This is a genomic window from Priestia sp. TSO9 (genome assembly GCF_021029645.1).
Classification (GTDB): Bacteria; Bacillota; Bacilli; order Bacillales; family Bacillaceae_H; genus Priestia; species Priestia megaterium_E.
In genome coordinates this window covers 36,612-56,910 of sequence record NZ_JAJEKD010000009.1, presented here as the reverse complement: position 1 = coordinate 56,910, position 20,299 = coordinate 36,612, and the positions used below count along the sequence as shown (strand labels likewise).

The window sequence follows — 20,299 nt, the reverse complement described above, 5'->3', positions numbered from 1 at the left end:
ATACAAACATATTCAAAAAAATTTGTATTATGAAGTAATTTTTGTTTGGCTAAACGCTTCTTCAATGATATGAATCGCTTGGTCCAACTCTTCTTTTGTTACAGTTAACGGCGGCAACAATCGTACTACATGCGGTCCTGCTCCCAGTGCTAGCAATCCTTTTTCATGCATAGCTGCAAGCAATGCTGACTGATGTTCTCCGCATTCAATTCCAATCATAAAACCTTTTCCACGAATATCGGTTACAAATGAATAATCTGCTACGCTATTTTTCAAAGCATTGGTAAAATAAAGGCTTTTTTCTGTAACCTCTGCCAAAAATGCTTCATTAAAAATAATGTTTAAGGTTGCTTTGGCTGAAGCTAGTGCAATTGGGTTTCCTCCAAAGGTTGTTCCGTGAGTACCAGGTCCAAATGCTTCTTTGAGATATCCTTTTCCAATCATCGCACCAACCGGCATTCCGCTTCCTAATCCTTTAGCTGCTGTAATAATATCTGGTGACACGTTAAAATGCTGATAAGCAAATGGTTTTCCTGTTCTGCCGATTCCAGTTTGCACTTCATCGACTATAAACAGTGCTTCATGCTTTTTACACAGCTCTTGAATGGTTAATAAAAATGCTTCGGTTCCTGGAACCACTCCGCCTTCTCCTTGAATGACTTCAACCATAATTGCTGCTACGCTGTCGTCCATTTCTTGTTTTAATGCTTCTTCATCATTGTATGGCACGTAAACAAACTCATTAACAAGAGGACCGAAGCCATCATGAATTTTTGCCTGCCCTGTAGCTGTCATTGTAGCAAATGTACGTCCATGAAATGATTTTGTAAACGTAATAATTTTGTGTTTTTGTGTGTACTTGCGCGCTAATTTAATCGCCGCTTCGTTGGCTTCTGCACCGCTGTTACAGAAAAATACTGCATCACCGTTTGAATGTTCCACAAGCTTACCTGCTACGTCTTCTTGAATCGATTGATGAAATAAATTTGACACGTGCCACACTTTATTTAACTGCTCTTCCACCGCTTTTTGAACATCAGGATGACGATGACCTACGTTACAAACAGCGATACCTGAAATAAAATCTAAATACTCATTTCCTTTGTTATCTATTAATTTTGTTCCTTGCGCCTCTTCCACATGGATATCAAACCGTTGATATGTTGGAAACAATGAACTCATCGCTATCTTCTCCACCTTTTCCACTATATTTAATTGCTGTACCAATCAGCTTTCCTTCCTTATCTAAAAATCCATCAGTTCCGCTAATAATATGAACTTCTTCAAGTAAAGGAGATAACGCATTTACCGCTGATGTTACTTTCGGAATCATTCCGCCGTAAATTACTTTTTCTTCAATAAGTGCATCAATCTCTGACTTTGTAAGTTCTGGAAGCAATGTTCCATCCTTTAACACACCTTTTACATCCGTTACAAACATCAGCTTTTCAGCATTTACTGCTTGTGCAACGGCTCCGGCTGCCACGTCAGCATTAATATTATAGCTATTACCTTCTTCATCTGCTCCAATGGAAGAAACAACTGGAATATACTGACTGTCAGTTAGTTGTTTTAATAATGTATCGTTTACGCCTTTTACTTCTCCAACGTAACCTAGACGTTCCACATCAATTGCCTCTGCTTTAAGCAATAATCCATCAATTCCTGATAGTCCTACCGCTTTTAAGTTCGCTTTTTGTAGATCTTTTACAAGCTGCTTATTAACCTTGCCTGCTAATACCATCGTCACAACTTCTAATGCTTCTTTGGACGTTTTTCGAAGCCCATCTACAAATTCCGTTTCAATGTGAAGTTTGGTAAGCGTATCTTGAATATCAGGTCCGCCTCCGTGCACAACAATGATCTGATATCCACTCGCTTTTAACTGCTGAATACTTTCAAAAAAAGCGCTTGTTAACTGATTGACAATGCTGCCTCCGCATTTTACAACGACGATTTTTTCATTGCTCATTTCACTCTCTCCTTACGTTCGATAACTGGCGTTGATTTTGACGTAATCGTAAGTCAAATCGCAGCCCCACGCTTTGCCAATTCCATTTCCCTGCTGCAAGTCAACATAGACTTCGACCGTATCATTTTCTAAATAAGCCTTTGCTTCTTCTTCACTAAATGAAACAGGCTGACTGTTTTCTAACATCTGGATATTGCCTAACGAAACATTCACTGTTTCTGGATTAAGCGCTACTCCGCTGTACCCAACTGAACAAATAATTCGTCCCCAATTGGCATCGGCTCCATACATGGCCGTTTTCACTAGATTCGAGCCCACAATTTGTTTAGCAATCACATTTGCTTCTTCGTTTGTATGAGCCCCAGATACGTTTACTTCAATTAGTTTTGTTGCTCCTTCACCGTCGCGTGCAATTTGTTTGGCTAAATCTTCACACGTCAAGCGCAGTGCTTCATAAAACGAATTCCATTCAGGATGATCTGGTGTAAGCGACTGGTGATCAGCTTTTCCATTTGCTAAAACAACAACCATATCATTTGTCGATGTGTCACCATCCACTGTAATTTGATTAAAGCTTTTATTTGTAATAGAACCTAGCGCATCTTGCAGCACTGAAGCTTCAACCTTAGCATCCGTTGTGATAAAGCTAAGCATCGTAGCCATATTTGGGTGAATCATGCCTGATCCTTTCGCTGTGCCTCCAATAGTAACTACTTTGCCGTCAATTTTTGTTTCATAGCAAGCTGACTTCATCACTGTATCTGTTGTTAAAATAGCCGTTTGAAATTCTTCTGCTTTTTCTTTGTTCGACGAAGGACTTAACAACCCAATGCCTTTCACGATTTTTTCCATATCTAGAAGCTCTCCAATTACGCCTGTAGAAGCTACCGCTACATGATGAGGTAGGATATTAAGCTTTTTCGCACATGTATTTCGCATTTGGTATGCATCTTTTAATCCTTGTTCTCCCGTACATGCATTTGCACATGCGCTGTTCACAACGATCGCTTGCAGCTTCTGCTCCACTGCTACACTTTCTTTTGTAACAGCTAAAGGCGCTGCTTGAAAGGCATTAAGCGTGTAAACAGCTGCGCAATTAGCTGGCACCTCGCTTACAATAACTCCTAAATCTTTTTTAGCATAACGTAAACCAGCATGAACGCCGTCTGCTGAAAAGCCTAGCGGCGTTACAATTGTACCGTTCTCTATTTTCTTTATCTTTTCTTTCGTTTGTTTAACCGTAATCACTATACGTTCCCTCCTGCTTTTATCGTGATTAGTGATGCTGTTGACTTTATGGGAAGACAGGCAGTAGTCCGATACCCGCTTGCTGTTCAAATCCCATCATGATATTGGCATTTTGAATGGCCTGACCGGCTGCCCCTTTTACTAAGTTATCAATGACAGAAACGATCGTGACACGCTTTGTTCGTTCGTCAAATGTAATACCGATATCGCAATAATTTGATGCACTTACTTCTTTAGTAGAAGGAAATTCACCAGCTTTTCGAACGCGAACGAACGGGGAGTTTTGATATGTATCTACATATAGCTGATGGAGCTCTTGAACTGAGCTCTCTTCAGAAAGTTCAGCGTATATTGTACTCATAATCCCTCGCGTCATTGGAACTAAGTGCGTACTAAACGTAACATGGCCAATTTCCTCATCCCACTTTTCTAAAATAGATTCGATTTCTGGGATATGCTGATGTTGATTAACTTTGTATATTTTCATATTTTCATTGATTTCAGCATAATGAGCCATTTGCGAAAGTCCGCGCCCTGCTCCTGAGATTCCGGACTTTGCATCAATGATAATAGAGTTTGATTTCACCATTTGTTTACTAACGAGGGGAGCTAGCCCAAGCAGTGTAGCTGTTGGATAACAACCCGGGTTCGCAACGAACGTACTGCTTTCGACTTCGTCTGCAAACCATTCTGATAATCCATACACAGACTGTTGTAAAAATGCTTCGGCTGCAGCAGGCTTTTTGTACCATTTTTCATAAAGCGCTTCTGTTTTTAATCTAAAATCTCCAGATAGATCTACTACTTTGATTCCTTCTTCTATTAATTGAGGTACAAGTTTGCTAGAAACACCGGACGGAGTTGCTGTAAACACTAAATCTAATTCTTCAGCCATCTTCTTAGGGTTTATATCTTGCAGCGTATATACAGTATTAGAAAGGTGAGGATAAACTTCTGCTAGTTCCATCCCATCCTGAGAGGATGAATAAACTGCATAAACATGAAAATGTGGGTGATTCGCTAACAAACGAATCAGTTCTACTCCTCCATACCCTGTTGCTCCAACAATTCCTACCTTGTATTCTTTCATTTTAAAACTCCTTTTTCCACGTATCTATTTGAATTATTTATCATTATAATACCGTATAAAAATAAAATCAAATGAATATTTAAAAAATCCAACACTTTATTCTATATTTTTAAAAATTTTTATTTATTCATAAGTTTTTATTTTTATAACTATCTTTCTATTTTTGTTTAGAAATTGTTCACAGATAGTTTTGGAAAACACTGGTTGTTTTTGTGTATAATAAGAATATTGATAAAATCATCCGTATGACATTTTTTTCATACGGCTAGTGGACGTACAGCATATACAGACTGTTCTAACTTAATAGATTCATAAATAACAGTCGCAAAAATTTTAATTAAAAGGTGATAACATGATGAACATCACAACGGATTCTTTTTCAAATGAGCTGCAGCAATTTTTTATGAACTTTGATCATAAGCTTTCGTTTGAAAAAGGTGACTTTCTCTTTCAAGAAGGTTCACCTTCAACTCATTTATTTTTTATTACGTCAGGGGCCGTGCAAGTAGGTAAAGTGACGCCTGAAGGACGCGAACTGACACTTCAGCTGGCGAGTTCAGGAGACTTAATCGGGGAAGTCATGCTGTTTTGCGGATCTACTCCCCATATGCTCCAAGCAAAAGCCATTGAACCTTGTACAGCAATCAGTATTCAAAAACGGTTGTTAGAAAACGAACTAGCACAATACCCTGCTCTTTCTATGGAGTACATGAAGTGGATGGGACTCCAAATCAAGCGAATGCAGACAAAGTTTAGAGACTTAATTCTAAATGGAAAAAAAGGTGCTCTCTACTCTACTCTGATCCGCATGTCTAATAGTTTTGGAGTAATGAAGCCAAATGGTATCTTATTAAACGTAACGTTGACAAATCAAGAAATCGCCAATCTATGCGGGACATCTCGAGAAGTGGTCAATCGCATGCTCGCTGAGTTGCGAAAAAACGAAGTGATTTCGATGGCAGATGGAAAAATCATCATTCATAAGCTCTCTTTTTTAAAGAAAGAAATAGACTGTGAGGACTGCCCTTTGGAATTGTGCAGAATTGAATAAGAAAAAAAGCCATCGTTGATGGCTTTTTTCTTATTGAACACCTAATGCAATTTTAGCGTAGCGCGTCATTCGATCTTTATCCCATGGAGGATTAAATGTGATATTCACTTCTACATTTTCTACTTCTTCAAGAGAAATTAATTGTTTTTTCACTTGTTCGCCAATCACACCAGCCAGCGGGCAGCCGATAGAAGTTAACGTCATCGTCACGATAACTGTGTTGTTTTCTTCCATTTCTACACCATACACTAAGCCTAAATTTACGATATCAACGCCAAGCTCTGGATCAATTACTTCTTCTAGTGATTCCATGATTTTATCTTCTAACTGTTTATCCATATTCATTCTCCTTTCTCTTACTTCCGTAATTATCTTCACGTATTAAATATACCCTTAAACAAATTATCGTAAGCAATCAATAACTATGTCTTACACCGTAACAAGACAGCTTTTGCATGTCAATCGTTCTGCTTTGCTCCTAAGGAAAAGTTGTGTAAAATATGGGAATACAAGCATGAATATTAGTAGAATTCAATATAATCGTATAACTACTTCAATTTAAAAGGAGCCCTATATGAGAAACAATCAACACTTAATCGCCTTAGATCTGGATGGAACATTGTTAACGAATGAAAAAACCATTTCACCTACAACAAAACGGGTATTAGAAAAAGCCAAACAAGAAGGACATATTGTAATGATTGCAACTGGTAGACCTTATCGTTCCAGTGCTATGTATTACAGCGAATTAAATTTATCCACGCCTATCGTAAACTTTAACGGAGCGCTTGTTCATCACCCCCTTCAGCCTGATTTCGGCACGCATCACGAACCTTTAAACCGCCGCACTGTCCATGACATTGTGACAGCTATGCAAGACTATCGCATCAACAATATCATGGCAGAAGTACAAGATGATGTGTATCTTCATTTTGAAGATCGAAAATTAATGGATGTACTTAGCCTAGGGGATCCTAAATTACAAACGGGTGATTTGCGTCATACGCTGCAGCACGACCCAACGTCTATTTTAATTCACGCAGATGAAGAACATGTGCAAGATATACGCTCTCACCTTTCAGATGTTCATGCAGAAGTACTAGAACACAGACGCTGGGGAGCACCTTGGCATGTCGTTGAAATTGTAAAAAAAGGACTTAATAAAGCTGTAGGTCTTGAGCGCGTAGCTAATCATTATCAAATTCCACGCGAACGAATTATTGCGTTTGGAGATGAAGACAATGATTTTGAAATGATTAAATTTGCAGGACACGGTATCGCCATGGAAAATGGTATTAACGAATTAAAACAGCTAGCGCGTGAAGTAACAAAATCGAATGAAAATGACGGTATTGCTTATTATTTGGAAAAAACGTTAAATTTATAACTTAGCTTTTTTTGAAAAGCAAGGTAAATTTTTATCGCTATCATTTTTTTTATTTAGCACACACTATAACCGACACTTCTTAAGGTGTCGGTTTTATTTATATTACGAGGAGGAATTTATGATGGGCAGAGGCAATCGATCAAAACGTTTTGTGAAACAAGGTGCAGACGCAGTTCAAAAACATGATGAACGAATTCCTTATCATATGACTATGGCAGAGGCAGAAGCATTTCAAGCTCAGCAGCGCCAAACTCCTCATGGAGGACAGTAACTTATGAAAAATTCACTTTTTGGTCAAGTAAAAGATGCGATTCGAAACGCAGTATCCGGCCATTCAGAAGATCAGCTTCATCGTCAAAAGCACGGCAACGGGGAACTTGATATTTCAGAAGGCGTATTAAACAGTATTGCTTCTAACGCTTCTCCTGAGGAGCAAGAGCAGCTGAAGCAATTCCAAAACTCATTGCATCAAGCGTATGATACAGATGGAGAATCACATTCACAAGAGAAAAGCGCAGACATTATGTCCGATACGCTGTCTCATATCGTTCAGAATGCTTCTTCCGAAGAGAAGGCACAGCTTGAACAGCTTCAAAGCACTTTAGAAGGCGGTCAGTCTCACGCTCACGGTAAAGCTCACACGTCCAGTGAAAGCGTGGCAGCTGATATATTATCTCATGCACAGCAAAATGCTTCTCCTGAAGAAAAGAGCCAGCTTGAACAGCTTCAAAGCACTTTAGAGGGCGGTCAGTCTCACGCTCACCGTGAAGCTCACACGTCTAGTGAAAACGTAGCAGCTGATATGCTGTCTCATGCACAGCAAAGCGCTTCTCCTGAAGAACAAGCTCAGCTTCAGCAGCTTCAGAATACATTGGGAGCTGCTGGTCAAAATCATCAAACGTCTCAGGCTCATACGTCTGCAGGTTCTGATGAAAACATTGCAGCTGATATGCTGTCTCATGCGCAGCAAAATGCTTCTCCTGAAGAACAAGCTCAGCTTCAAGAGCTTTCTAATGACTTAAAAGGCACACATTAATAAAAAAGAGTCCAGGTAATGAATACCTGGACCTTTTTTAATCCTTGCGAAACAAACCAAAGATTCCCGTTGTCTGAACGATATTGGTAAATGCTTTAGGATCTACCTCTTTAATCACTCGCTCCAAGTCAAATAATTCGTATCTAGTCAAAACAATCATTAGCATTTCTTTATCTTCGTTTGTAAAGCCGCCTTTAGCCGGTACCGCCGTAATCCCTCGCACAAGTTTGGCGTGAATTGCCTTTCTTAGCTCCACTCCTTTTTTCGTTACGATCATTGCTGTGAGTTTGACATGACGCGTATGAATAACATCAATGACGCGAGTAGTTGTATAAAGCGTCACAAGCGTATAGAGTGACTTCTCAGCCCCATATAAAAGACCTGCTAGCACGATAATAATTGCGTTTAATATGAACATATAAGTGCCAATTGGTCGGTCCTTTACTCGAGATAAAATCAGGGCAATAATATCGAGCCCACCAGTTGAAGCTCCAAACTTCAACGTAATTCCTACCCCTACCGCTAAAATAACGCCTCCAAAAACTGCGTTAAGGATGATGTCTTTAGAAAGTGCTTGAATAGGAATAATTCCAAGAAACAAAGTTGTTGCAGCAACGCTGATAAAGCTGTAAACAGTAAATGACTTCCCAACTTTTTTCCACCCTAAAATAGTTACAGGAATATTTAACAACAACAGCAGCACTCCAGTGGAAATAGTAAAAGGGGTGTAATCTGTCACGATACTCGAAACAAGCTGCGCTACTCCTGTAAAGCCGCTCGAATATACATTAGCGGGTATCAAAAACAAGTTGAGTGCAAGCGCATTCAATAATGCTCCTACCAAGACGACTATCGTTTTTTTTGTTTCAAGCCACATATTCAAATGACCGACCTCCGCTTTTTTAAAACTTCTTACTCTCCTATACCCATTTATAAAATGAATAAAGTCAGCATCTTTAAAATAGTTAGTACATATAGTATGTACGATTTGGCAGAATTAAAAAAACTTATTCAAAAATTGTATTTTCCTCAAAGTGCTTATACACTAATACTATGTCGTATATAACGCTTCTCAATGTTTATACATCAAACTCATTTAATATTTTATAAATGCAATTAGGAAGGTGACATTTATGTCAATTAAACTTTTAACCGATAGTGCAAGCGATTTGCCTTTATCCTTTTTTCAAGAAAATAACGTTGGCTTTTTACCGCTTCGCGTAAGCCTGGATAATCAAGAATTTTTAGATCTACAAACCATTGAGCCAGCTTCTGTCTACGAAGCCATCCGTAAAGGCAAGATGCCAAAAACATCTCAAGCGGCTCCAACTACTATGTATGAGGTCTTTGAGGACATAGCTAAATCAGGTAATTCGTGCGTTTATTTAGCTTTTTCTTCAGAATTATCCGGTACATATCAAACAGCAATGATGATTCGAGAAGAACTCCTAGAAAAGTATCCCGATTTCCAATTAGAGATAATCGATACGAGATGTGCATCTCTTGGCCAGGGAGTAGTTACTTATTATGCAGCACAATTGCTACAACAAAACCTCTCACTTGTAGAGATGACAGAAAAAATAAAACAATACGCGCTGCATATGGAACATATTTTTACGGTCGATGACTTAGATTTTCTTGCTCAAGGAGGACGGGTTAGCAAAGCTTCTGCTTTTGTAGGAGGTCTGCTTAATATTAAGCCGCTGCTTCATGTGGAAGATGGAAAATTGATTCCAATCGAAAAAATCCGCGGCCGTAAAAAAGTATTTAAACGCATGCTTGACGTAATGGAAGAGCGAGGGAAAAATCTCTCTTCTCAAACCATTGGAATTAGCCATGGAGATGATTTAGAAACAGCTCTTCAGCTGAAAGAGATGATTCAAGAACGTTTTGGAACCCAACATTTTATTATTAATATTATTGGTGCAGCCATAGGTTCTCACTCTGGCCCAGGGACGATTGCAGTCTTCTTTTTGAACGAAACCATCGAATAATTTAAAGAGATCAGGGCATTCTAAAGGTACGACCAAAAAGGGGTGTATCACAATGCCAAAAACGAGCGATAACGATAAAAAAGCAAAAGATAATAATGCAAAGCTTCACGAAAAGAATCTGCAAGCTAAGCATAACCGTGAGCTTGGAAAACATTCATTTTCTAAAAAAACTGATCACTTATAAAAAGAAGCCGCTGAATTTTCAGCGGCTTCTCCTTTTAGTTTTCTTCTTTTTTAAAATATGTCCATCCTTCTTCTTGATAAACTTTTCCTTCTTTCATCAGTTTACCAAGCGCACGTTTGAACGCAGCTTTACTCATATTAAAACGCTCACGAATATCTTCTGGATAACTTTTATCCCAAAATGGCATCACGCCACCGCGGCTTTCCATGTAATCGTATAGTACCTGTGCATCTTCATCCATGCTTTCTTGCTTGCGCGGAAGAAGCGAGACGTTTAGCGTTCCATCTTCTTTTACATTAATGACACGGCCTGTTACATACGTACCAAGCTTTGGTTCTTTGCGTCTCTCGCTTTCATGAATAAATCCAACATATCCTTCATCTGTCATAATAAATGAACCTACGCGCAGTACGCGATAGATATATCCGCTCACTTCACGATTAAAAAGTTCAGGCGGAGCATCCAATGCCATTGCTTTCATGACATCGTCTGTAGCAATTTTCCCGTACATCTTACCGCGCTTTGAAATCTTCATTGTACAGTAAACTTTGTTTCCAACTTCTGGCCACAGCTCTTCTAGCGCAGGTAAGTCGGTTGAACCAATTAACATATCTTTGTTCATTCCGATATTTACAAACACGCCTAAACCTGGATTAACATCTACGACTTCAACCCACTCATAGACTCCTTCTTCAACAAGAGGTAAGTGCATCGTTGCCGTTAAGCGATCGTGCTGATCAAGATATAGAAAAACTTCTACTTCTTCTCCTTCAGCAAGTTCTCTTGTTGTTTCATTTTTATGTAGCAAAATTTCTTCTTCGCCTTCTGCTAACATATAACCAATCGGCGTTTCACGGTTTACTGTTAAATACGCTTTCATCCCAGCTTCTACATTCATCGTTCTATCCATCCTTTATATAAATTAGTAGTGACTATTCCGTCACCACATACCTTCTCACTTTGCATCGAACAGCATTTTAAATTTCAAATCAACTTAAATGCATGCATTGTTTAAAAAAGCTGCTTCTATAGCTTACAACAAAAAGCATAACTTGTATTGTATCAATTACCGGCTCTCTATTCAATATCAGTTGTATACAGTTTGTGTTTTATTTATAATAAAAGAACAAACTCTTTACATATGGAGGTTATTATGGCTAAAGATAGTTCATTTGACATTGTGTCACAAGTCGATTTATCAGAGGTAACGAACGGCATTACCATGGCAACAAAAGAAATTAAAACCCGCTACGATTTTAAAGGCAGCAAAAGCGAAATCTCGCTCGAAAACGAAGAGCTTGTTCTTATTTCAGATGATGAATTTAAGCTTGAACAGTTAAAAGACGTACTGATCTCTAAGCTCATTAAACGCGGTGTACCTACACGCAATATCTCATACGGCAAAATTGAGAATGCTTCTGGAGGAACGGTTAGACAACGCGCCAAGCTAATTCAAGGTATCGACAAAGACAACGCTAAAAAGCTAAATACAATTATCAAAAATACCGGTTTAAAAGTAAAAAGCCAAATTCAAGATGATCAGCTTCGCGTAAGCGGTAAAAATAGGGATGACCTGCAGCAAATTATTTCGGCTATCCGCAGCGCTGATTTACCTATTGATGTACAATTTATTAATTACCGCTAAAAAATGAATGCCCTCGGCATTCATTTTTTCTTTTAACGCCTCTTTCTATTCGTCCAATCTTATCCCTATGCATAGATACACTTTCTTAACAAATACTAGTATACGCTTACGTACTCATATTAATGAAGGAGTGTATACCAATGAATCAAAATCAAAAACAAAACTTCCCTCCTCAGCATCAGCAAGCGCAGCCAGGTATTGAAAAAGAGATGCATCCAATCCCTACTTCTATCGCTCCAGACTATAAGGCAAGCGGAAAATTACAGAACAAAGTAGCTGTTATCACGGGAGGAGACAGCGGAATTGGACGTTCTGTCGCTTATCATTACGCGAAAGAAGGCGCAAATGTTGTTGTGACCTATCTTAATGAACATGATGATGCAAATGAAACTAAAAAGCAGGTTGAACGCATGGGAGCTTCTTGTTTGTTGCTTGCTGGTGACATAGGAGATGAGCATTTTTGTCAAGAAGTCATCTCAAAGGCCATCCAGACTTTCGGTAAAATAGACATTTTAGTCAATAATGCAGCTGAACAGCATCCTCAAAAAAGCATTACGGATATTACGACTGAACAGCTTACTCGTACGTTTCAAACGAATATTTTTTCAATTTTTCATCTGACCAAAGCTGCATTGCCTCATTTAAAACAAGGAAGCGCTATTATTAATACAACGTCTGTGACAGCTTACCATGGGCATGATCAGCTGATTGATTACTCTTCAACCAAAGGGGCTATCGTTGCTTTTACACGTTCTTTATCAGCTTCGCTCGCAACAAAAGGCATTCGCGTCAACGGCGTAGCTCCGGGACCCATTTGGACACCTCTTATTCCGTCTACGTTCGACGAACAGCAAGTTGCGACATTTGGGTCTAATACACCTATGAAACGAGCAGGACAGCCTTCTGAGCTCGGACCGGCCTATGTATACTTGGCAAGCTCTGATTCTTCTTATATGTCCGGGCAAGTTCTGCACATTAATGGGGGATCCATTGTAAACGGATAACATTTCTCTTCGGTCATTCATTTATTTTTATGTGGAAACACTATCAGAATTCAGCTATTTTTGTTTAAATAGAGATATGAACACCGCTAAAGGAGAGTATTTGAATGACCGATACATTAAGCACTCTTAAACATATATACGAAACCATTTTAAATAAAGTCGATGCCGGTATCCATGCGGTCGATGAAACAGGAAAAACTATTATTTATAATGAAAAGATGACAAAGATGGAGCTGATGGATGAACAAGACGTTTTACATAAAAACTTGTTAGATGTGTTTATGTTCAAAGAAAATCAGCAAAGCACGCTTGTACAGGCGCTGCAAAAAGGAAAAGAAACGGTTAACGTCAAGCAAACATATTTCAACAATCAAGGACAAGAAATCACGACGATTAATAATACCTTCCCTATTTTAAAAGACGGGGTCATTCAAGGAGCGGTTGAAATTGCTCAGGACGTGACGAAACTAGAGCGTCTAATCCGGCAAAACATTAGGCAAAAAGGAAACACACGCTTTACGTTTGATAGCATCATCGGAAACAGTCAAGCGGTTCACGATGTGATTGAAGACGCCAAGCGCGCTACTAGAACTCCTTCTTATGTCTTAATTATTGGAGAAACAGGCACGGGAAAAGAACTATTTGCTCAAAGCATACATAATGGCAGCAGCCGCTCTTCTGCTCCTTTTATTTCACAAAACTGTGCTGCGCTACCGGATAATTTAATTGAAAGCCTTTTATTCGGTACGAAACGTGGAGCTTTTACAGGTGCAATGGATAATCCCGGTCTTTTCGAACAAGCGCAAGGAGGCACATTACTGCTAGATGAAATCAACTCGTTAAACCCAAATCTTCAGGCTAAGCTTCTTCGAGTGCTGCAGGAAAAAACCGTACGAAGAATTGGGGATACAGTGGACAAACCGGTTAACGTTCGAGTGATCGCGAACATGAATGAAGATCCAATCGATGCGATTGCAGAAAACCGATTACGCAAAGACTTATATTATCGACTTGGCGTCGTGACACTTTTTATTCCTCCTCTTCGTGAACGAAAAGAAGATATTATTGAATTAACAAAGTTTTTCATCAAAAAATACAATGATTTGTTTCAGATGAATGTAAAAACCGTAGATCACCAAGTCATGTCTTCTTTTCTCTCTTATGACTGGCCAGGGAATGTACGGGAGTTAGAACACATTATTGAAGGTGCAATGAACTTGGTAATGGACGAAGATGTTATTCACTATTCTCACCTTCCTTTCCAATACAGAACGAAGTTCCAGCTAAAGCAGCATGAACATTTTGAAAATAAAGCAAGCAGTGACGCACCTTCTTATCCAAGCGCTTTTCACCCTTCTCTTCCTTTAAAGGAACAGCTGTTATCGTTCGAAGCCGAATGTATTAAACAAACGCTTGAACAACACAGCCACAACATCTCAAAAAGTGCTAAGATACTAGGGCTGACCAGACAAAGCTTGCAGTATCGTATGAAACGATTAAACATCCGCTCTAAATAAAAAAAAGAAGTGCACAGTGCACTTCTTTTTTATTTTGCTTTATAAACCGGTGAATCCGATTGTTTTTGATCAATATTTTTCTTGATTCCTACGTGATAATACACGTAGAGTACAATGATTAAAGGGACACCGCAGTAAAGACCAATTCGTTGATCCGGAATAAAAATTAAGCTGATTAATACCAGTCCATACAAACAAAAACCTAGAATAGGAACGAACGGATAAAGCGGCGTTTTAAATTTCAATTCCTTTATGTCTCCTCCTTCCGCTAAAAAACGACGGCGGAACATAAATTGAGAGGCACAAATGGACATCCAAACAATAATGGTTACCATTCCTGAAATTGAAATAAACCAAAGATATACGGTTTCAGCAGCCACGACGCTTGTAATCAACGAGCACCCTGAAATAATCATTGTCACAATTAATGCGTTAATTGGAACACCTTTTGAAGATAATTTCTTCAAAGGTTTTGGCCCCATATTGCTGTTTGACAGTGACCAAAGCATCCGAGAAGCAGCATAAACGCCGGAGTTCGCCACTGATAGAACGGCTGTTAAAATGACAAAGTTCATGATATCCGCTGCGTATGGAATGCCAATTTGATCTAATACGGCAACAAACGGACTTTCAATGACGCCTGCTGTTTTGTATGGCAGAATAGAGACTAAAACAAACATAGCTAACACAAAGAAAAACAGCGTTCTCCAAATGACGTTTCGAATAGATCTCGGCAACGTTTTCTCAGGACTTTCACTTTCTCCTGCTGCAATGCCGACCAGCTCCGTTCCTTGAAACGAAAAGTTAACCGTTACTAAAGTCAATAAAACTGCCAGTATTCCATTTGGAAAAAGACCTGCGCCTTGGGTGAAATGTGAAAGAAACGGTGCGGATTCTCCTCCCTTGAAATCGATAAAACCAAAAACAGCAGCTCCTCCAATTAAAATAAATAGAATAATAGCCGTAACTTTAATACTCGAAAACCAAAACTCAGTTTCAGCATAGCTTCGAGCAGAAAGAGCGTTAATTAAAAATGTAATGACGCCAAAAATCAAGCACCATGACCATATAGGTACATCAGGAAACCATCTCTGCATTAAAATTCCTGCTGACGTAAATTCAAGCCCTGTCGTATTTGCCCAGCTGAACCAGTACAGCCATCCAATCATAAAGCCTGTAGAAGGCCCTAAAAACCTTGTAGCGTATTCTTGAAAGGAACCTGAAACCGGCATTGCTACCGCTAGCTCTCCTAAACAAAGCATAACTAAGTACATGAGGAAGCCGCCTATTATATATGCAAGAATGGCTCCTCCCGGCCCTGCCTGGCTTATAGTAAAACCCGAACCTAAAAATAGGCCTGTTCCAATCACGCCTCCTAACGCAATCATAAATAAATGTCTGCTTTTCATTGTTCTCTGTAATTGGTTTTGTTCTGTATGTCTATTCATCGGTACCTCCGTTCTTCATTTTCTTATATGTGGTTTGTACAAGCATGACTACTTTTTAGCATCTGAACAGTTGTTTCTTGAATCAACTTAGGAAGGACGGCGAACGAATAAGGCTTGTACACTCGCTCTGTCCACTTATGTCCGTCTTTCCCATATACCCCCATATTGATGGACGGAATATTTAATTCTCGAATTTCACGGAAAGGAATCGCCCCTGCAATCCCCCATCCCGGAAAGTTACGTGTAAAAGCATCGATTTCCTCATCTGTCTCATGAAGAGATAAAAAGCTGCCATCCGCTAGGTAGGGGAAAAATTTTTTAAACTGAAACGTCTCTCCCGTCTGTTTTCCAACCTTCTCCACAGCCGCTTGCAAGGGATAAAGAAGCTGCTGATCTCTGCTTTCTTCTTTCTTCAAGTGATTATGAGGCAAGTAAGGCGGTGCAAAAAAGACAATTACGCGCGGACTTTGATGCGGATCTAACCTTTGAAGTTCTTCAATTACTTTAAAGCACCTTGTTCTAAGTTCTAAATGCGCATACTGTTCAAAAGCTCGTTCAATACAAGCCTGAGCATTTATCTCTTTTTGATCCAATTCTTCCAGGTAATCTTCCAAACTCACAACATCTACTTTCCAAGACAAGTTTCGCTTTGGTAAATTCGTTCTCCGAACAAAAAATTCGTAATAATCAGAAAGTTTTTCCTCCACTTTTTCACATGCTTCGATTGATAATCCAATTAATTGACTCATCACTTCTTTGGCCGTTCGTTCATAGATGAAATAGTTAAAATACAAATGACTACTTACAGCAGTTTGCACATTATAAGCCTCTTTATTATCTCGTTGATACAGACAGGAAGGTGGCAGTACCAGCTCTCCTTCAATATTTTCAGCTAGATTAATATTGTTATGGATGCTTCCTGTAATCTCAGATGCAATCAAATTAGGATCTATACCAGCAAGCGTATCTCCTACGTGTACCTCCCTTCCGTAAATATAAAAACATGGAAGCAGTTTCCCAGCGGCTCCTGTATAAATATAGCGCGTGGAATCTCCATCGTAAAGAGGTGTAATAAAGTCGGTATTAATCGCTGCTACATATGAAAGATTTTTTTCTTTTTTCAAACGGTTCAGTTCAGAAACAGCAGAAATAATTCCAGCATGCTGACTTTCCTCATCTGGGTTGACCATAAAAAGGACGTTTCCTTCTAATTTATTTGGATGCTTAGTAAAATGCAGCACATTGGCTAAATGTACAGCAATTCCACTTTGCATATCAACGGCTCCTCTTCCAAACATCCATTCACCTGAGCGAGCATCTCGCTGTACATCTTCATTAATGTTATGCATAGAGAAATAGCGCTGAAGTTCTTCTGGATCTAATGCTATGTCTTTTAATGGACCAAAATCTTCAATGCCAACCGTATCTAAGTGAGCGTGATAAATCATTGTTTGAGCATTTTTTTTGCTGCCTTGAATAAAAGCAAATACATTTTTTCTACCTAGCGTATCGCCATTAATTTTCTGTTCCCAAACATGAAGGGGATTTTCTTTGAAATAAGGAAAACTTTGAAGCGTGTTTTTAATGAAATCAGCAATCTTTACTTCGCCGATTGTCCCATTGATACTTTTGATTTTCACTAACGCTTTTGTTAAACATTCAACTTGCTCTTCCATGCTTAGCTGTGAGAGTTGGATATACACTTCTATTCCTCCTGCCTATCAAATAAAAACGTTATTTAGCTGCATATGAATAAAAATAGTACGATATATACATATCGTACTATTTTTATTTACTTTAAACCGATTACTCAGCAAATACTTTTTCAATTCGTTCAATTGCCCAGTCTAACTCTTCTTTTGAAATCGTTAGCGGCGGAGCAAAACGAATAACCGTACTGTGCGTTTCTTTACAAAGCAAACCTTGGTCTTTTAATTTTTCACAATAAGGACGAGCTTCTTCGTGTAATTCTACCCCGATGAATAGACCTCGGCCGCGCACTTCTTTAATAACTGGATTGCTTAAGCTTTGGAGCTTCTGCTTGAAATAAGAACCTAATTCTAATGAGCGCGCTGGAAGTTCTTCATCTTCAATTACTTCCAAAGCAGCTAATGATACGGCACAAGCAAGCGGGTTTCCTCCAAATGTTGAACCATGAGAGCCAGGGTTAAAGACACTTAAAATGTCTTCATTAGCGACTACGCAAGAAATAGGGAAAACTCCTCCTCCAAGCGCTTTACCTAAAATCAGCATATCTGGTTCTACGCCTTCCCAATCACAAGCAAACATTTTGCCTGTACGCGCTAAGCCAACTTGGATTTCATCAGCAATAAATAGCACATTATGTTCTTTACATAAGTCAGCTGCAGCTTTTAAGAAGCCTTCTGGAGGTAAAACGATACCTGCTTCACCTTGAATTGGCTCAATTAAAAATGCGGCTGTATTTGGTGTAATAGCAGCTTTTAACGCTTCTAAATCACCATAAGGAATGGTTTGAAGCCCCGGAAGCATCGGTCCAAAACCACGTTGATATTCTGCTTCAGACGATAATGAAACAGCTGTCATTGTACGACCGTGGAAGTTGCCCACACATGCGATGATTTGTGCTTGATTTTCAGCAACGCCTTTCACATCGTAAGCCCAGCGGCGTGCAGCTTTAATGGCTGTTTCCACCGCTTCTGCTCCCGTATTCATTGGAAGAGCCATATTTTTATTTGTTAATTTACAAATCTTTTCATACCATGGACCAAGCTGATCATTATGAAACGCTCGTGACGTTAACGTTACTTTATCAGCTTGACGTTTTAATGCTTCAATAATTTTTGAATGACGATGTCCTTGGTTAACAGCGGAATAAGCGCTTAGCATATCCATATATTTATTATTTTCTGGATCGTGTACCCATACGCCTTCTGCCTTTTCAATTACAATCGGCAGCGGATGATAGTTGTGTGCCCCAAATTTTTCTGTTTGCTCAATGATTTTCACCGTTTTTTGTGTTTCAGTTGTCATATTTACTCCTCCTTATTTTCCAATCAGAATGTTTCAGATGTTGTTTTTGCTTGCATGTGAAGAACAAGATAATCCGGTCCGCCTGCTTTTGAATCCGTTCCTGACATATTAAACCCGCCAAAAGGCTGGTAACCAACAATCGCTCCTGTACATCCTCTGTTAAAATACAGATTTCCAACATGGAACTCTTCACGGGCGCGTTCAATATGCTCGCGGTTGTTTGATAATAAAGCGCCTGTTAATGCATATTCTGTATTGTTTGCAATCTCCATCATATGATCAAAATCTCGCGCTTTAGAGAATGCTACTACCGGACCAAAAATTTCTTCTTGCATGAGACGAGCTTTTTCATCTACATCCGCAAAAATAGTTGGCTGAATAAAGTATCCAGTTGAATTGTCTGCTTCTCCTCCCGCAACGAGACGCCCTTCTTCTTTTCCAATTTCAATATACGATAATACTTTATTGTACGAAGCCTCGTGAATAACAGGTCCCATATAAGTTGAAACTTCTTCCGGGTTTCCAACGGTTAATGTTTTGGTTAGCGCAACTGCTTTTTCAAGCACTTCATCATACACATCTTGATGCACAACAGCACGAGAACCAGCGGAGCACTTTTGCCCTGCAAAACCAAATGCAGAGTATACAATTGAAGAAGCAGCTAAATCCAGATCCGCATCTTTGTCTACAACCACCGTATCTTTTCCGCCCATTTCAGCAATAACGCGTTTTAGCCATTTTTGGCCCGGCTGTACTTTTGCTGCTCTTTCGTAAATGCGGCAACCTACTGCGCGCGAGCCGGTAAATGAAACAAAGCGTGTTTTTGGATGTTCAACTAAGTAGTCACCGATTTCAGGTGTAGCACCCGGAATAAAGTTTAATACGCCTTTCGGTAAACCTGCTTCTTCCATTACTTCTACAAATTTCGCTGCTACTACAGGAGTGGCATCAGCTGGCTTTAATAAAATCGTGTTGCCTGTTACGATAGCTGCTACTGCTGTTCCAGCCATGATAGCTAACGGGAAGTTAAAGGGTGAAATAATAATACCTACGCCAAGTGGAATATAATTGTACTGATTATACTCACCGTCTCGACTCTGTACTGGAGAACCATCTTTTAACGTCAGGACTTGACGTGCATAGTACTCTAAAAAATCAATTGCTTCTGCTGTATCAGCATCTGCTTCGTTCCAAGGCTTTCCTGCTTCTTTTACAAGATAACTAGAAAATTCATGCTTTCTGCGACGGATGATGGCCGCTGCACGGAAAAGAATATCTGCTCGATGTTCTACTTTCCATTTTTTCCACGTTTCAAAAGCTTTTAAAGCTGACTGCATCGCTTGCTCTGCTAGATCTTTATTTACTGTCGAGACATATCCAATCACTTCTTTTATATTCGCTGGGTTAACAGACGTAATTTTCTCTTCAGTTTCCACTTTTTCACCGTTGATCACAAGCGGGTACGTTTTGCCAAGCTGTGTATTTACATATGTTAATGCTTCTTGAAATACCTTTTTATTGTTTTCGTCCTTAAAATTTGTAAATGGTTCATGAGAATAAGAAACTACCATGATATATACCTCCTAGTATGCAAATCTTTGTTTACTTTATAGTTATGCAAATAGCGTGCCAACTTTTAATAAAACTTTACAGCCTATTTGTCATCAAGGTTTTCATCACTTATATCATTCTTTCTTTTTGATACAGGAAA

The 20,299-nt window shown here is 39.2% G+C and carries 20 protein-coding genes; 9 read left to right on the top strand and 11 right to left on the bottom strand.

The window, feature by feature from the left end; all coding sequences use genetic code 11:
- Positions 1-27: 27 nt before the first annotated feature.
- Genes LJC66_RS03140 through argC form a run of 4 tightly spaced genes read right to left on the bottom strand, consistent with a single transcriptional unit; the run spans position 28 to position 4,310 of the window.
- Positions 28-1,182, bottom strand: coding sequence for an acetylornithine transaminase (locus tag LJC66_RS03140; RefSeq protein WP_230931777.1), 1,155 nt, complete (start codon positions 1,180-1,182; stop codon positions 28-30).
- Positions 1,148-1,972, bottom strand: a complete 825-nt coding sequence (gene argB, locus LJC66_RS03135) for an acetylglutamate kinase (RefSeq protein ID WP_230931776.1) — start codon at positions 1,970-1,972, stop codon at positions 1,148-1,150. The genes LJC66_RS03140 and argB overlap by 35 nt, the downstream gene beginning before the upstream one ends.
- A 12-nt stretch (positions 1,973-1,984) precedes the next feature.
- Positions 1,985-3,217 (bottom strand): bifunctional ornithine acetyltransferase/N-acetylglutamate synthase, encoded by a 1,233-nt coding sequence (gene argJ / locus LJC66_RS03130; RefSeq protein WP_374199187.1) that lies wholly within the window; start codon positions 3,215-3,217, stop codon positions 1,985-1,987.
- 49 nt (positions 3,218-3,266) lie between these two features.
- A complete protein-coding gene (argC, locus tag LJC66_RS03125; RefSeq protein ID WP_028407449.1) occupies positions 3,267-4,310 on the bottom strand; it encodes an N-acetyl-gamma-glutamyl-phosphate reductase in 1,044 nt (347 codons plus the stop codon).
- 352 nt (positions 4,311-4,662) lie between these two features.
- On the opposite strand from argC, the gene LJC66_RS03120 reads away from it, so the two are divergent.
- Positions 4,663-5,361, top strand: a complete 699-nt coding sequence (locus LJC66_RS03120) for a Crp/Fnr family transcriptional regulator (RefSeq protein WP_050691041.1) — start codon at positions 4,663-4,665, stop codon at positions 5,359-5,361.
- A gap of 30 nt (positions 5,362-5,391) precedes the next feature.
- On the opposite strand, the gene LJC66_RS03115 is transcribed toward LJC66_RS03120, so the two are convergent.
- Complete coding sequence (locus LJC66_RS03115; protein WP_013055384.1) at positions 5,392-5,700, bottom strand: metal-sulfur cluster assembly factor; 309 nt, start codon at positions 5,698-5,700, stop codon at positions 5,392-5,394.
- Positions 5,701-5,935: 235 nt separating this feature from the next.
- Between LJC66_RS03115 and LJC66_RS03110 the strand changes: the two genes are divergently transcribed.
- The 3 genes from LJC66_RS03110 (at position 5,936) to LJC66_RS03100 (ending at position 7,784) form a co-directional block, all read left to right on the top strand.
- The gene (locus tag LJC66_RS03110; protein ID WP_195695379.1) at positions 5,936-6,748 is read left to right on the top strand and encodes a Cof-type HAD-IIB family hydrolase; all 813 of its coding nucleotides are present in this window, start codon (positions 5,936-5,938) and stop codon (positions 6,746-6,748) included.
- Between the two features lie 118 nt (positions 6,749-6,866).
- The gene (locus tag LJC66_RS03105; RefSeq protein WP_013055382.1) at positions 6,867-7,019 is read left to right on the top strand and encodes a hypothetical protein; all 153 of its coding nucleotides are present in this window, start codon (positions 6,867-6,869) and stop codon (positions 7,017-7,019) included.
- A 3-nt stretch (positions 7,020-7,022) separates the two neighbouring features.
- A complete protein-coding gene (locus LJC66_RS03100) occupies positions 7,023-7,784 on the top strand; it encodes a DUF3813 family protein (protein ID WP_195695380.1) in 762 nt (253 codons plus the stop codon).
- Between the two features lie 37 nt (positions 7,785-7,821).
- Here LJC66_RS03100 and LJC66_RS03095 read toward each other — a convergent pair whose 3' ends face one another.
- Positions 7,822-8,661 (bottom strand): YitT family protein, encoded by an 840-nt coding sequence (locus LJC66_RS03095; protein ID WP_192100719.1) that lies wholly within the window; start codon positions 8,659-8,661, stop codon positions 7,822-7,824.
- 256 nt (positions 8,662-8,917) lie between these two features.
- Between LJC66_RS03095 and LJC66_RS03090 the strand changes: the two genes are divergently transcribed.
- On the top strand, positions 8,918-9,778 hold the full coding sequence (locus LJC66_RS03090) for a DegV family protein (protein WP_195695381.1): 861 nt from the start codon (positions 8,918-8,920) through the stop codon (positions 9,776-9,778).
- Between the two features lie 52 nt (positions 9,779-9,830).
- Positions 9,831-9,962 carry a DUF3941 domain-containing protein gene (locus tag LJC66_RS03085; protein ID WP_013055378.1) on the top strand — a complete coding sequence of 44 codons (132 nt, stop codon included), beginning with the start codon at positions 9,831-9,833 and terminating at the stop codon, positions 9,960-9,962.
- Positions 9,963-9,996: 34 nt separating this feature from the next.
- On the opposite strand, the gene LJC66_RS03080 is transcribed toward LJC66_RS03085, so the two are convergent.
- Entirely contained in the window at positions 9,997-10,860 is an 864-nt protein-coding gene (locus LJC66_RS03080) for a CvfB family protein (protein ID WP_116515080.1), read from the bottom strand.
- A 255-nt stretch (positions 10,861-11,115) separates the two neighbouring features.
- Between LJC66_RS03080 and LJC66_RS03075 the strand changes: the two genes are divergently transcribed.
- The 3 genes from LJC66_RS03075 (at position 11,116) to LJC66_RS03065 (ending at position 14,128) form a co-directional block, all read left to right on the top strand.
- Complete coding sequence (locus LJC66_RS03075; protein WP_013055376.1) at positions 11,116-11,607, top strand: YajQ family cyclic di-GMP-binding protein; 492 nt, start codon at positions 11,116-11,118, stop codon at positions 11,605-11,607.
- A gap of 140 nt (positions 11,608-11,747) precedes the next feature.
- Positions 11,748-12,611, top strand: coding sequence for an SDR family oxidoreductase (locus LJC66_RS03070; protein WP_230931774.1), 864 nt, complete (start codon positions 11,748-11,750; stop codon positions 12,609-12,611).
- 104 nt (positions 12,612-12,715) lie between these two features.
- A complete protein-coding gene (locus LJC66_RS03065; RefSeq protein ID WP_195695383.1) occupies positions 12,716-14,128 on the top strand; it encodes a sigma-54 interaction domain-containing protein in 1,413 nt (470 codons plus the stop codon).
- A gap of 29 nt (positions 14,129-14,157) precedes the next feature.
- On the opposite strand, the gene LJC66_RS03060 is transcribed toward LJC66_RS03065, so the two are convergent.
- From LJC66_RS03060 to pruA, 4 genes are all read right to left on the bottom strand, one after another.
- Positions 14,158-15,576, bottom strand: a complete 1,419-nt coding sequence (locus tag LJC66_RS03060; protein WP_028407441.1) for an amino acid permease — start codon at positions 15,574-15,576, stop codon at positions 14,158-14,160.
- A gap of 23 nt (positions 15,577-15,599) precedes the next feature.
- The gene (locus LJC66_RS03055; protein ID WP_230931773.1) at positions 15,600-17,279 is read right to left on the bottom strand and encodes a M20/M25/M40 family metallo-hydrolase; all 1,680 of its coding nucleotides are present in this window, start codon (positions 17,277-17,279) and stop codon (positions 15,600-15,602) included.
- Between the two features lie 103 nt (positions 17,280-17,382).
- Positions 17,383-18,588, bottom strand: a complete 1,206-nt coding sequence (locus tag LJC66_RS03050; RefSeq protein ID WP_230931772.1) for an ornithine--oxo-acid transaminase — start codon at positions 18,586-18,588, stop codon at positions 17,383-17,385.
- A gap of 23 nt (positions 18,589-18,611) precedes the next feature.
- Complete coding sequence (gene pruA / locus LJC66_RS03045; protein ID WP_195695385.1) at positions 18,612-20,159, bottom strand: L-glutamate gamma-semialdehyde dehydrogenase; 1,548 nt, start codon at positions 20,157-20,159, stop codon at positions 18,612-18,614.
- Positions 20,160-20,299: the final 140 nt, after the last annotated feature.